The sequence below is a fragment of the Acidimangrovimonas sediminis genome (assembly GCF_002871005.1).
Classification (GTDB): Bacteria; Pseudomonadota; Alphaproteobacteria; order Rhodobacterales; family Rhodobacteraceae; genus Acidimangrovimonas; species Acidimangrovimonas sediminis.
Genome location: NZ_PHSN01000013.1, coordinates 38,071 through 51,135, shown reverse-complemented (window position 1 = coordinate 51,135; position 13,065 = coordinate 38,071). Strand labels below are relative to the sequence as shown.

The window sequence follows — 13,065 nt, the reverse complement described above, 5'->3', positions numbered from 1 at the left end:
GCCTAAGGCGTCGCGGTCGCGAAGTAAACGTGCACGAGAGAGGGTCACAGCATGAACGGCGAACAGACGCCCGAAGCCAAGGAGGCCGCGGCCGGGCCCCTGCCCGAGCCCGGGGAGCCCTCGGCAACGGGCGGAACGACGACCGGCACGACCGGCGGAGGCTGGCGCCCCGCACGGGCGATTCCTCCCGGTCTTCACTTTGTCGCGACCCCGATCGGCAGCGCGCGCGACATCACCCTGCGCGGCCTCGACCTGCTGGCCGGGGCCGATGTCCTTGCCGCCGAGGACACCCGCACTCTGCGCCATCTGATGGAGATCCATGGCGTCGCGCTGGGGGACCGGCCGCTGATCGCCTATCATGACCACAACGGCCGCGAGGCCCGCCCGCGGTTGTTGCGCGCGCTGGCCGAGGGCAAATCCGTCGCCTACGCCTCGGAGGCCGGGACGCCGCTGGTGGCCGATCCGGGCTACCAGCTGGCCCGCGCGGCGATCGAGGCCGGGCACCCGGTGCTGGCCGCACCCGGCCCCTCGGCCGTGCTGGCCGCGCTCAGCGTCTCGGGTCTGCCGACCGACCGTTTCCTGTTCGCAGGGTTCCCGCCGGCCACCGGAGCCGCGCGCATTCGCTGGCTGAGCGAGCTGGCTACGGTGCCCGCGACGCTCGTGCTCTATGAATCCCCGAAACGGATTCAGAAACTGTTAAGCGATTCGAGCGAAACTCTGGGAGGCGCGCGGAAGGCGGCGGTGTGCCGGGAACTGACGAAACGCTTCGAGGAGGTCACGCGCGGAAGCCTTGCCGACCTCGCCGCCGACTTCGCGCAGCGCAACGTGAAGGGCGAGATCGTTGTGGTGATCGACCGTCCGGGCGAGGTTGTGCCCGAGGCGGCGGACATCGAGAGCGCGCTCCGGGACGCGCTGGCCCGGGGCAGCGTGAAGGATGCGGTGGCCGAGGTGTCGGCGGCGCTGAACCTGCCGCGGCGTGAGGTCTATCAGACCGCGCTGAGGATGGAGAAGGGGTCGTGACCCCGGGCTGACGGGGCCGTGTCCCGAGGATGTGAACGGGGCTTTGCCCTGAGGATGTGAGGGCTTTGCCCCGGGGATGTGAACGGGGCTTTGCCCCGAGGAGGTGACGATGGATCGCAGGATGCGTGGCAAGGTTTCCTACCTTGCGGGCAAGGCGGCCGAGGAAAGCGTTGCCCGCCACTACGACAAGACGGGCCATGCCATTGCGGCCCGGCGCTGGCGCGGGCTGGGCGGCGAGATCGATCTGGTGGTGCGCAAGGGTGGCGAGCTGATCTTCGTCGAGGTTAAGCAAAGTCGGAGCTTCGAACAGGCCGCCTGGCGCGTGACGGAGCGACAGATGCGCCGCATCTACACCGCCGCCTCGGAATTTCTCGCGGGGGAGCCCCAGGGCGAATTGACGCCCTCGCGCTTCGATGTCGCGCTGGTCGATGGACATGGCCGTATCGACATCCTGGAGAATGCCTACGCGGCCTGACGGGCGTGCGTGCGGCGCAGGCGTTGAAACCACCCGGCCTTTGCGCCATCTAGGGTCGAAAACCCTAGGAGACGCGGATGGGATTGAAGGTTGCCCTGCAGATGGACCCGATTGGCGGGGTCGATATCGATGCCGACAGCACCTTTCGACTGGCCGAGGAGGCACAGGCGCGGGGGCATGAGCTATTCTACTACACGCCCGACAAGCTGGCCCTGCAGGAAGGGCGGGTCACGGCGCGGGGTTTTCCGATCACCGTTCAGCGGGTGAAGGGCGACCATGTGCATTACGGCCCCGAGACCGAGGTCGATCTTGCGGATTTCGACGTGGTCTGGCTGCGCCAGGATCCGCCCTTCGACATGGGCTACATCACCACCACGCACCTTTTGGAGATGATCCATCCAAAGACGCTGGTGGTGAACGATCCCTTCTGGGTGCGCAACTCGCCCGAGAAGCTTCTGGTGCTGCGGTTCCCCGATCTGACCCCGCCCACCACGATCGCGCGGGACCTCGCCACGTTGCGCGCCTTCCGGGAGAAGCACGGCGACATCATCCTCAAGCCGCTTTACGGCAATGGCGGGGCCGGGGTGTTTCGCCTCGGGCCGGAGGATCGCAACCTTGCGTCGCTGCACGAGCTGTTCGCGAGCATCAACCGAGAGCCGCTGATCGTGCAGAAGTTCCTGCCGGCCGTGTCCAAGGGCGACAAGCGGGTGATCCTCGTCGATGGCGAGGCAGTGGGCGCGATCAACCGCGTCCCGGCGGCGGGCGAGACCCGGTCGAACATGCATGTGGGTGGCCGGCCCGAGAAGGTCGCGCTGACCGATCGCGACCGCGAGATCTGCGCCCGCATCGGCCCGGTCCTGCGCGAGAAGGGGCAGGTCTTCGTCGGCATCGACGTCATCGGCGACTGGCTGACCGAGATCAATGTGACCTCGCCCACCGGCATCCAGGAGCTTGAGCGTTTCGACGGAACCAATGTCGCCGCCCGGATCTGGGAGGCGGTGGAACGGCGGAGGGCGGCGGGGTGAGCCGCAGGCTCGCCCTTCTGTCCCTGTTCCTGCGCCTCGTCGCGCGCCCGAGGCTGAGCCGCGTCGCCGACCCCGTGGCGGCGCGGGCCGATTTCGACCGGACCGCGCGCTGGATGTTCCGCGCGCCGCCCTTCGCCACGATCCTGCCCGGCCGGGTCGGCGGGACCGAGGGCATCCCCGAGGTTCCCGGGCTTTGGGTGTCTTGCGGCCGGGTGCATCCGCGCCGCGTGATCCTTTACTTCCATGGAGGCGGTTATGTCACCGGCTCTGCCGCGACCCATGCGCCGATGGTCGCGCGCCTGTCCAAGGTCTCGGGGCTGCGCGCCTTCGTGCCCGACTACCGTCGCGCGCCGGAGCATCCGTTTCCCGCCGCACTGGAGGACGCGCGCGCTGCGTGGCAGGGGCTTTATGCACTGGGCTACGAGCCGCGCGACATCGTCATTGCCGGGGACAGTGCCGGCGGCGGGCTTGCTTTTGCCCTGCTGGCCGAGCTTTGCGCGACCGATCGGCAGCCGGCCATGGTGGTCGGCTTCGCGCCCTGGGTCGACATGACCGGGCGGGGCGCCTCGATCACCCAGAATGCCGAGCGCGACGCGCTGCTGCCGGCGCGCCGGTTCGGAGAGCTGGCGGGCCTCTATGCCGGCAGGACGCCGCGCGACGATCCGCGCGTATCGCCGCTGTTCGCCGATTTCCCCGGGGCGCCGCCGGTGCTGCTTCAGGTCTCCGAGGACGAGATCCTGCGCGATGATACCTTGCGGCTGGAGCGCAAGCTGAAACGCTTCGGGGCGGAGGTCACTGTGCAGACCTGGCCCGGGGCCCCGCACGTGTTCCAGGTCTTCGACGGCTGGGTGCCCGAGGCGCGCGAGGCCCTGTCGCTGGCCGGCGAGGCGATCCGGGCGCGGTTCGCGCCGCCGCCCCATGCCCCTGCGCGTTTCATCCCGCGTCGGCCCGCGCTGGCCCCGGCCGCCGGGGGCGAGGTCAGCCGGGAACGCCCGTCAGGCGAAAGCTGAGCGCCTCGGCCACATGCGGACGGTGCAGCGCTGCGGATCCGTCGAGATCGGCGATCGTCCGGGCGACGCGCAGCACCCGGTGATAGCCGCGCGCGGTCAGGCCGAAGCGTTCGGCGGCACGGGCCAGCAGGTCGCGCCCCTCTTCGTCGGGGGCGGCGACCTCCTCCAGCAACCGGCCCTCGGCATCGGCGTTGACCCGGGCGGGACCGCCGCCGTATCGCCGCGCCTGAAGCGCGCGGGCAGAGGCGACCCGTGCCGCGACGGCGGCCGATCCCTCGCCGGTGGCAGGTAGGTCCAGATCTGACCAGGCGACGGGCGGCACCTCGATGCGGAGGTCGAAACGGTCCATCAGCGGGCCGGAGATCCGGCCTAGGTAATCCGCCCCGCATTGCGGCGCCCGCGAACAGGCCCGGGCCGGATCGGTGAGAAAGCCGCAGCGGCATGGATTAGCCGCCGCGACGAGAAGGAACCGCGCCGGATACCGTACATGGGCATTGGCGCGGGCGACGACCACCTCGCCCGTCTCGATCGGTTGGCGCAGGGTTTCGAGAACGGTCCGGGAAAATTCGGGGAACTCGTCGAGAAACAGCACGCCGTTGTGCGCAAGGCTGATCTCTCCCGGCTTGGCGCCACGTCCCCCGCCCACGATCGCCGCCATCGACGCCGTGTGATGCGGTTCGCGAAACGGCCGCTGGAGCGAGATGCCGCCGGCGTCGAGCAGCCCGGCGAGGGAATGGATCATCGAGGTCTCCAGCGCCTCGGCCGGTGACAGCGGCGGAAGGATGCCGGGCAGGCGGGCGGTCAGCATCGATTTGCCGGCGCCGGGCGGACCGGTCATCAGCAGGTGGTGACGGCCCGCCGCGGCGATCTCGAGCGCGCGCTTGGCGCGTTCCTGGCCCTTCACCTCGGACAGGTCGCGTCCGGCGCCTGCGGGGTGCACCTCTCCGGCCTCGGACGGGGTCAGCGGGTGCTGGCCGGTGAAGTGGCGCACCACCTCCGACAGGTTGCGCGCCGCCAGTACCTGCGCGGCGCCGACCCACGCGGCCTCGGCGCCGCAGGCCAGCGGGCAGACAAGGGCGCGATCGGCCTCCGCCGCGGCCATCGCCGCGGGCAAGGCGCCGACGACGGGCACCAGCGTGCCGTCGAGCGAGAGTTCCCCGATGGCCATCACGCCGTCGACCGCATCGTGGGGCAGGATCTCGAGCGCGGCGAGCAGGGCGAGCGCCACCGGCAGGTCGAAATGCGATCCCTCCTTCGGCAGATCGGCCGGGGAGAGATTGATCGTGATCCGTTTCGACGGCAGCGCGATCGACAGGCCGTTCAGCGCGGCGCGGACCCGCTCACGCGCTTCGCTGACGGCCTTGTCGGGCAATCCCACCACCGCAAAGCCCGGCAGGCCCGGGGTGACGGCGCATTGAACCTCGACCGGCCGGGCCTCGATCCCCTCGAAGGCCACCGTATGGGCGCACGCCGCCATCTTTCCCTCGCACCGCCAGTTTGGTTAACGCTACCGGCGAAGACCTTTACGATTGGTAAACGCGGCCCGAAAGACGCGGGTGGCACGCGGCTTTCGGGGGGCCGTGCGCGCCCGATGCGCCCGCGGAAATCGTTGCGCGCGGCTGTCGGGGCTGCGGGGGATCCCGGCTGTGATCGCCTGAGTCGCACAAGTTTTCGGCGACATGTCGCAGTCCTCGGCAGCGGGAGGTCGGCGCCGCGCGATCCCGGAAACAAGAGGCGATCCGCCCGGTTCGAGACCGCAGGGCAGACCCCGTGCACTCGGATTCCCGGGCGATGCAGGTCAACGCGCGGCCATCGGGGCGAAATCCGCAACACACTGATAAATAATCATTTAACCCGGGAACTCGGCGTCATGCTTGTGCGTTTCATCCTTGGTGTGCCCTGCTGATCAGACTGTCCGGATGGGCGGGTTACCCGGCGCGGAATGGGCGAAGGTGCGCCATTGCACACGGCTTCTGCACCGCAAAAATGCTGTGTTCACGATAAATCTTTTGAACCAAACAGTTCAAAACGGCATATACTCTACGTAACCCGGTACAGGACGCCGGAAAGGGGGTTTGCGATGGCACTCGATGGACCTATTGACCAATCCGTTTCACGTCAGGCGATGAAGGCCGAGCTTCTCGATGCCGAGACCGAGCTGCGACTAGCCTATGCCTGGCGCGACCGGCGTGACGAGGCGGCGCTTCACCGCCTGATCAACGCCTACATGCGGCTGGCCGTCTCGATGGCGGCGAAATACCGGCGCTACGGCGCGCCGATGAACGACCTGATCCAGGAGGCGGGCCTCGGCCTGATGAAGGCCGCGGACAAGTTCGACCCGGATCGCGGGGTGCGCTTTTCCACGTACGCCGTGTGGTGGATCAAGGCCGGCATCCAGGATTATGTGATGCGCAACTGGTCGATGGTGCGCACCGGCTCCACGTCGAACCAGAAAACGTTGTTCTTCAACCTGCGCCGCGTTCAGGCCAAGCTTGAACGCGAGGCCGAGGCCCGGGGCGAAAAGCTCGACGGGCACCAGCTGCGCGCCAAGATCGCGTCCGAGGTGGGCGTGCCGCTCTCCGATGTCGAGATGATGGAGGGCCGGCTGTCGGGCTCCGACTTCTCGCTCAACGCCACGCAGGCGGCGGACGAGGACGGGCGCGAATGGATCGACACGATCGAGGATGAAAGCACCCAGGCCGCCGACTTGGTCGAGGACAGCCACGACCGCGACGCCCTGCGCAACTGGCTGGTCGAGGCGATGTCCTCGCTGACCGAGCGTGAGCGGTTCATCGTGCGCGAGCGCAAGCTGCGCGATCAGCCCCGCACGCTCGAGGAGCTGGGGCTGGAGCTCGAACTGTCGAAAGAGCGCGTGCGCCAGATCGAGGCCGCGGCCTTCGGCAAGATGCGCAAGGCGCTGGAAGGCAAGTCGCGGGAGCTGCACGACTTCCTCGCCTGAAGCCTTCGAACACCCCCTGACGCAGCGAATGCCGTCGACGGTGCATCACCGCGGCGGCATTCTCGTCTGACCCGTCCGCCCCCCAAAATGACACGAACGGCCGGACACTCCTGCGCCCGGCCTTCCTTTCATTGTTCCGCAAATACGCATCAGTCCTCGCCGCCGGGCACACCGCGTCGGCACCCGGGGTTGGCCCTTTGCCGTGCCTATTCGGCCGCGACGCCCGTGGCCTGTCCCTTCACCTCGGTCGCCGCACGCACCAGCGCGGTGGCGATGAAGTCGAGGTCTTCCCGCGTCAGCCGCGCGGGCAGGCGCACGTCGCAGGCGCGCATCAGCATGGCGCGGGTCTTCGGCAGGTCTGCCGTCTCGCCCAGGAACTGCCAGTTCCAGTAGGCGCGGGCATTGTCCTCGCTCAGGCCGAAGACCTGCACCGACACGCCCTGCGCCTTGGCCGCGGCCTGGAAGGCGTGGGCTTCGGCGTCGGTCGCGAAGCCGTCGAGGTTGAACTGGATCGAATCCGGCGCGCGTTCCTCGGGGGCCAGCGCCGGGGGCACCGACAGCCAGGGCGAGGCATTCAGAAGGCCCGCCACGTAATCGTGGTTCGCCCTGCCGTCGGTCACGCGGCGCGCCACCTCGGGCAGCTGCGCGCGGACCAGCACGGCCGAGAGGTTATTCATCCGCATGTTGTAGAGCGGCAGCTTGTTCTGCCAGTGATGGAAGGAGTTCTGCATGCCCGGATGCTTCTTCCAGTTATGCTCGTAGGCGCCCGACATGATGATCGCGCGGGCCGCGATCTCCGGGTCGTCGGTGACCATGATCCCGCCCTCGCCCGAATTCACCAGCTTGTAGGACTGGAACGAGAAACAGCCGACGCGGCCCAGCGTGCCGATCTTCCTGCCATGCCACAGCGTGCCCAGCGAATGTGCCGCATCTTCGATCACCGGGACGCCCTTCGCCTCGGCCAGCCGCAGGATCGCATCCATGTCCGAGGTGTGGCCGCGCATGTGGCTGATCAGCACGGCGTCGATCGTATCGTCAAGCTTGGCCTCGAAATCCGCGAGGTCGAGGCGGTAGTCGGCGCCCACCTCGGCCAGGACCGGCACGCAATCGGCATGAACGATGGCCGAGGGCACGGCGGCGAAAGTGAAGGCCGGGATCAGGACACGCGCGCCGGCGGGCAGATCCAGCGCCTTCAGCGTCAGGAACAGCGCGGCCGAGCAGGAGGAGACGGCGAGGGCGTAGCGCACGCCCATCATCTCGGCGAAATCGGCCTCCAGCAGGGAGACCGGCGCGTTTTCAGAGGTGTAGCGGAACAGGTCGCCCGATGTGAGGAGGCGATCAATCTCGGCCCGGGCGGCGTCGGGGATCGGTTCGGCGTCGTAGACGTTGGGTGCCAGGGCCATGTTTCACCTTTCCTGAAAGTCAGTTTCAGAAATAGCGTACCCTCATGGCAGTATTGTGGCGAGCGAATTCGCAGCCGTCGGCGATCACAAGCCGAGGCGGTCCATGGGCGGCAAGTTCACGGCGTCGAGGGCGAGTGGGGCGGGGAAGGGGGCGTCAGAGCCCCAGCCGGTCGCGCAGGCCGAACCAGCTCATCGCCAGCACGAGGAGGGGATAGCGCAACGCCGTGCCGCCGGGGAAGGCGGGCATCGGGATCCGCGCCATCAGGTCGAACCCAGCGGCTTGCCCGGCGGCCGCCTCGGCCAGCACCTTGCCGGCGATCGTGGCCAGTGCGACCCCGTGGCCGGAATAGCCCGAGGCGGACAGGACCGTGGGCGCGACCCGGGCGAAGCAGGGCAGCCGGTTCATGGTGATCGCCAGCGTACCGCCCCAGGCGTGGTCGATGTGGATCCCCTTGAGGTTGGGGTAGACCTCTTCCATCGGTGTGCGGACCTTGGCGGCGATGTCGGCGGGGAAACGGTAGCCATAGCTTTCGCCGCCGCCGAACAGAAGCCGTCCGTCATCCGAACGGCGCCAGTAGTTCACCACGAACTTGCTGTCGTAGAAGGCGGCATTGGTGGGCAGGACATCGGCCCATTTCTCGCCCAGCGGCTCTGTCGCGACGACGAAGTTGTTGATCGGCATGACCCGGCGCGCGACCTGCGGCGCAAGGTCGCCGAGATAGCCGTTGCAGGCCAGGATCACGTGGCGGGCCTTTACCTGGCCAGTTGCGGTGGTGACGATGTTGGGCGCGCCATGGGTCAGCCCGGTCACCTCGGCCCTCTCGCAGATCCGGGCGCCCGCGGCGCGCGCCGCCTCGGCCAGGCCGATGGCGAAGTTCAGCGGGTGGATATGGCCCGCGCCGTGGTCGACCTCGCCGCCCTTGTAGACATCGGTGCCGGTGAGGCGCGCGATGCCATCGCGGTCGAGCATCTCGATCTTGTCGTAACCGTAGTCGCGGCGCAGCTTTTCCGTGTAGGCCTCGGTCTCGGCAACCTCGCTGTCCTTCCAGCACGCCACCCCGACCGCGGGGTGAAAGGTCACGGGCATCTGGTGTTCGGCGATCAGGTCGCGGATCAGCTGTTTCGCATCCTCGGCCAGATCCCAGAGCCGGCGGGCATCGTCGCGGCCCACCATCGCCTCGATCTCGTCCTGCCCCACGCGCTGGCCCGAGCCCACCTGCCCGCCGTTCCGCCCGGACGCGCCGAAGCCCACGCGGTGCGCCTCGAGCAGCACGACGCTCAGCCCCGCCCTGGCGCAGTGCAGTGCCGCCGACAGGCCGGTGAAGCCGCCACCGACGATGCAGACGTCCGCTTCGGCACTGCCGTCCAGCGTGTCATAGGGCGCATGCGGCGTGGCGGTGGCGACATACCAGCTGTCGGGGTATTCCCCGGGCCGGTCGTTGGAATGCAGAAGGTTCATACGTTCAGCAGCAGATGCTCGCGTTCCCACGGGCTGATGACCTGAAGGAACTCCTTGTATTCGTTGCGCTTCACGGATTCGTAGACGGCGCAGAAATCGGGGCCGAGCGTCTCGCGCATCGGCTCGCTCGCCATCATGGTGTCAAGCGCGTCGCCCAGGTTCGTGGGCAGCTCGTCGATGCCAAGATAGGCGTCGCCGGTGCATTCGGGGCGCGGATCCAGCTTTTCCTTGAGGCCGAGATAGCCGCAGGCCAGCGACGCAGCGATCCCGAGGTAGGGGTTGCAATCCATGCCCGCCAGCCGGTTTTCCACCCGGCGCGATTCCGGCCCCGAGATTGGCACGCGAATGCCCGTGGTGCGGTTGTCGCGGCCCCATTCCAGGTTGATGGGCGCGGCGAAATCCTTGACGTAGCGGCGGTAGGAATTCACATACGGCGCAAGCAGCGCGATCACCGCAGGCAGATGCCGCTGCATCCCGCCGATGAAATGCAGGAAGGCAGGCGTCTCGTCGCCGTTCTTGTCGGAGAAGATGTTCTTGCCGGTCTTGGTGTCGACCACCGAATGGTGGATGTGCATCGCACTTCCCGGCTCGCCCTCGATCGGCTTGGCCATGAAGGTGGCAAAGCAATCCTGCCGGAGCGCGGCCTCGCGGATCAGCCGCTTGAAGTAGAACACCTCGTCGGCGAGCCGTACCGGATCGCCATGGTTGAGGTTGATCTCGATCTGCCCGGCGCCGCCTTCCTGCAGGATGCCGTCGATCTCGAATCCCTGCGCCTCGGCGAAGTCGTAGATGTCGTCGATCACCTTGCCGTATTCGTCGACCGCCGACATCGAATAGGCCTGCTTGGCCGCGGCGCGCCGCCCGGTGCGGCCCATCGGCGGAATGATCGGCTGGTTCGGATCGGTGTTGCGCGCGACCAGGAAGAATTCCATCTCGGGCGAGATGATCGGCCGCCAGCCCTCGGCCTCGTAAAGCGCGAGCACGCGCTTGAGCACGTTGCGCGGCGCATAGGGCACCGGGTTGCCGGCCTGGTCCTGCGCGTCGTGGATCACCTGAAGCGTCCAGTCCGCGGTCCAGGGCGCGGCCACGGCGGTGGACATGTCGGGGACCAGCACCATGTCGGGCTCGGTGAAATCGCCCACCGGGTTGTCGGCCCATTCGCCGGTGATCGTCTGCAGGAAGATCGAATTCGGCAGGAAAAAGCTTTCCTGACGCGCGAATTTCGAGGCGGGCATGGCCTTGCCGCGGGCGACGCCCGCGATGTCGGACACGATGCACTCCACCTCGTCGAGGCGACGCTCGGCCAGGTAGTCCTGCGCGGCTTCGGGCAGCTTGTCTTTCCAGTCCTGCTTGGGCGGCATGGGACGGCTCCGGTTGTCTCTGGGCGCGGCGGCCGCTCAGGCGGCGGCGCGGGCCTGGGTGAAGAAGGCGGCGATCTCGGCCGCGACGGTCAGGTCCGACAGCGGCGTGCCAAGGCGCTCCTGCGCCGCGGCAAGCTGCGCCTCGGGGACAGAGCCCTTGCCGCGGGTGTCGATCAGGCCCTGGACGAACTCGTCCTTGAATTCGGGATGCGCCTGCACCGTCCAGATCGTGTCGCCGTAGGCCAGCGCCGCGTTCTGGCAGAACGGCGAGGAACCGACCCGCCGCGCGCCCTCGGGCAGGCTGGTCACCTGGTCCTGGTGCCAGGCGTTCAGCGTGACCTTGCGGCCCTCGAAATCGTAATCCTGCGGGCCGATGGACCAGCCGCCGCCGAACTTCTCGACCGTGCCGCCAAGCGCCTGCGCGATGATCTGGTGGCCGAAGCAGATGCCGACCATCGGGCGCCCGGCGTCATGCACGGCGCGGATGAACGCCTCGAGCGGATGGATGAAGGGATGATCCTCGTAGGCGCCGAACCGCGAGCCGGTGATCAGCCAGCCATCCGCCGCCTCGGGGCCCTCGGGGAATTCCATGTCCATCACCCGCCAGGTGCGGAAGGTGAAGCCGTGACCTGCGAGCAGACGCTCGAACAGGGCGGGGTAATCGCCCGTCCGGTCCCGAAGACCGTCCGGCGCCTCTCCGGTCTGCAAAATGCCGATCAGCATGGGAACACTCTCTTGTTGGGCTGGCCCGAGCCTACCCCGGCCTTTCGGACGGGCACAAGGGGGGCAACGACCGGGGGGAAGGGCCGGGAGGCAAAGGCCGGACCGGCAGCGTCCCGATCCCCCACGCAATGGCCGCCCGGGCCAATGGCACGCGACGCCGACCCCAAGGATATCTCCACTCGGAAGACGGGCAGACCTCCCTTCTGCCTTCTTCTGAGCGAAAATATCCCACGGGGGTCCGGGGGTGTGAAACCCCCGGCGCCGGCACCGCCGGCGCTCACACCGTGTCGAGGTAGACCTCGACCTGCTCCTCGGGGCTGAGGTCGGCCATGTAGTGCAGTTCCTGCCGCTTGGTGAGCACGAAGTTGCGGATCAGTTCCCCGGGGAAGATCCGCGCGACGATGTCCGAGGTTTCGAAATCGCCGATCGCCTCTTCCCAGTCGGCGGGAATCTGCGGCAGGCCCTGGGCATAGGCGTTGCCGGTGATCGGTTTGGGCGGTTCGATCCGGTCCTCGATTCCGATCAGCGCGGCGCCGAGGATCGCGGCCAGCATCAGGTAGGGGTTCACGTCGCCGCCCGAGACTCGGTGTTCGATCCGGCGCGCCTTGTGGCTGCCGGCGGGTATGCGCACGGCCGCGGTACGGTTCTCGTAGGCCCAGGCGATCGAGGTGGGGGCGTGCATCTCGGGCACGAGGCGTTCGTAGCTGTTGAGGTGCGGCGCGAAGATCAGCGTCGATTCATGCATCGCGTCCAGCAGCCCGCCGACCGCGTGGCGCATGATCTCCGACCCTTCCGGCCCGCCGTCGTCGAAGACGTTCTCGCCCTCGCTGTCGAGCATGGAGAAATGGGTGTGCAGCCCGTTGCCGGAATATTCCGCATAGGGTTTCGCCATGAACGAGGCGGCAAAGCCATGGCGCCGCGCCAGCCCCTTCACCAGCATCTTGAAGAGCCAGGCGTCGTCGGCAGCCTTCAGCGCGTCGGGCTGATGCACGAGGTTGATCTCGAACTGGCCGAGCCCGGTTTCGGAGATCGCCGTGTCGCCCGGGATGTCCATCGCCTCGCAGGCATCGTAGAGATCGGTGAAGAAGCTGTCGAAGGCATCGAGCGCGCGGATCGACAACGTCTCGGCCGCCTTGCGCCGCTTGCCTGAGCGGGGCGAAAGCGGCACCTGCAACTTGCGGCCGCTGTCGTCGATCAGGAAGAATTCGAACTCCATCGCCACCACCGGGGTAAGGCCATGGCTGCGAAAGCGGCGCAGGACGCGGGCCAGCGCGTGGCGCGGGTCGCCCTCGTAGGGCTTGCCGTCCTCACGGTACATCCAGATCGGCAGCAGGGCCGTGGGCGCATCCAGCCAAGGCATCGGGACAAAGCCCCGGTCGGTCGGCTTCAGCACGCCGTCGGCATCGCCGTCCTCGAACACCAGCGGGCTGTCGTCGATATCCTCGCCCCAGATGTCGAGGTTCAGCACCGACATCGGAAAGCGCGTCCCCTCGGCCACCACCTTGTCTGCAAATCGGGCGGGGATACGCTTGCCGCGGGGCTGGCCGTTCAGGTCGGCGGCGGCGACGCGGATGGTGCGGACCTGCGGGTTCTTGCGAAGCCAATCCTTGGTCGAGGTGTCGGAGGGCAT

The 13,065-nt window shown here is 68.0% G+C and carries 11 protein-coding genes; 5 read left to right on the top strand and 6 right to left on the bottom strand.

The window, feature by feature from the left end:
- Nucleotides 1–51: 51 nt before the first annotated feature.
- The 4 genes from rsmI to CVV76_RS12660 all read left to right on the top strand — a co-directional run bounded on the left by rsmI (nt 52) and on the right by CVV76_RS12660 (nt 3,530).
- Entirely contained in the window at nt 52–1,020 is a 969-nt protein-coding gene (rsmI, locus tag CVV76_RS12675) for a 16S rRNA (cytidine(1402)-2'-O)-methyltransferase (RefSeq protein ID WP_146010288.1), read from the top strand.
- Between the two features lie 121 nt (nt 1,021–1,141).
- Nucleotides 1,142–1,495, top strand: coding sequence for a YraN family protein (locus tag CVV76_RS12670; RefSeq protein WP_102225194.1), 354 nt, complete (start codon nt 1,142–1,144; stop codon nt 1,493–1,495).
- A 77-nt stretch (nt 1,496–1,572) separates the two neighbouring features.
- Nucleotides 1,573–2,520: a glutathione synthase gene (gene gshB, locus CVV76_RS12665; RefSeq protein ID WP_102225028.1), complete on the top strand. Its 948-nt coding sequence runs from the start codon at nt 1,573–1,575 to the stop codon at nt 2,518–2,520.
- Complete coding sequence (locus tag CVV76_RS12660; protein ID WP_102225027.1) at nt 2,517–3,530, top strand: alpha/beta hydrolase; 1,014 nt, start codon at nt 2,517–2,519, stop codon at nt 3,528–3,530. Before gshB ends, CVV76_RS12660 begins: the two co-directional genes overlap by 4 nt.
- On the opposite strand, the gene CVV76_RS12655 is transcribed toward CVV76_RS12660, so the two are convergent.
- Nucleotides 3,499–5,007: a YifB family Mg chelatase-like AAA ATPase gene (locus CVV76_RS12655; RefSeq protein WP_102225026.1), complete on the bottom strand. Its 1,509-nt coding sequence runs from the start codon at nt 5,005–5,007 to the stop codon at nt 3,499–3,501. The genes CVV76_RS12660 and CVV76_RS12655 overlap by 32 nt on opposite strands.
- A gap of 603 nt (nt 5,008–5,610) precedes the next feature.
- Between CVV76_RS12655 and CVV76_RS12650 the strand changes: the two genes are divergently transcribed.
- A complete protein-coding gene (locus CVV76_RS12650) occupies nt 5,611–6,489 on the top strand; it encodes an RNA polymerase factor sigma-32 (protein ID WP_102225025.1) in 879 nt (292 codons plus the stop codon).
- 206 nt (nt 6,490–6,695) lie between these two features.
- Here the strand turns inward: CVV76_RS12650 and CVV76_RS12645 are convergent, their stop codons facing one another.
- From CVV76_RS12645 to CVV76_RS12625, 5 genes are all read right to left on the bottom strand, one after another.
- Nucleotides 6,696–7,892, bottom strand: a complete 1,197-nt coding sequence (locus CVV76_RS12645; protein WP_102225024.1) for a DegT/DnrJ/EryC1/StrS family aminotransferase — start codon at nt 7,890–7,892, stop codon at nt 6,696–6,698.
- 154 nt (nt 7,893–8,046) lie between these two features.
- On the bottom strand, nt 8,047–9,351 hold the full coding sequence (locus CVV76_RS12640; protein WP_102225023.1) for an NAD(P)/FAD-dependent oxidoreductase: 1,305 nt from the start codon (nt 9,349–9,351) through the stop codon (nt 8,047–8,049).
- On the bottom strand, nt 9,348–10,712 hold the full coding sequence (locus tag CVV76_RS12635; protein ID WP_102225022.1) for a glutamine synthetase family protein: 1,365 nt from the start codon (nt 10,710–10,712) through the stop codon (nt 9,348–9,350). The genes CVV76_RS12640 and CVV76_RS12635 overlap by 4 nt, the downstream gene beginning before the upstream one ends.
- A gap of 36 nt (nt 10,713–10,748) precedes the next feature.
- A complete protein-coding gene (locus tag CVV76_RS12630) occupies nt 10,749–11,435 on the bottom strand; it encodes a type 1 glutamine amidotransferase (RefSeq protein ID WP_102225021.1) in 687 nt (228 codons plus the stop codon).
- 277 nt (nt 11,436–11,712) lie between these two features.
- Nucleotides 11,713–13,065: a glutamine synthetase family protein gene (locus tag CVV76_RS12625; protein WP_102225020.1), complete on the bottom strand. Its 1,353-nt coding sequence runs from the start codon at nt 13,063–13,065 to the stop codon at nt 11,713–11,715.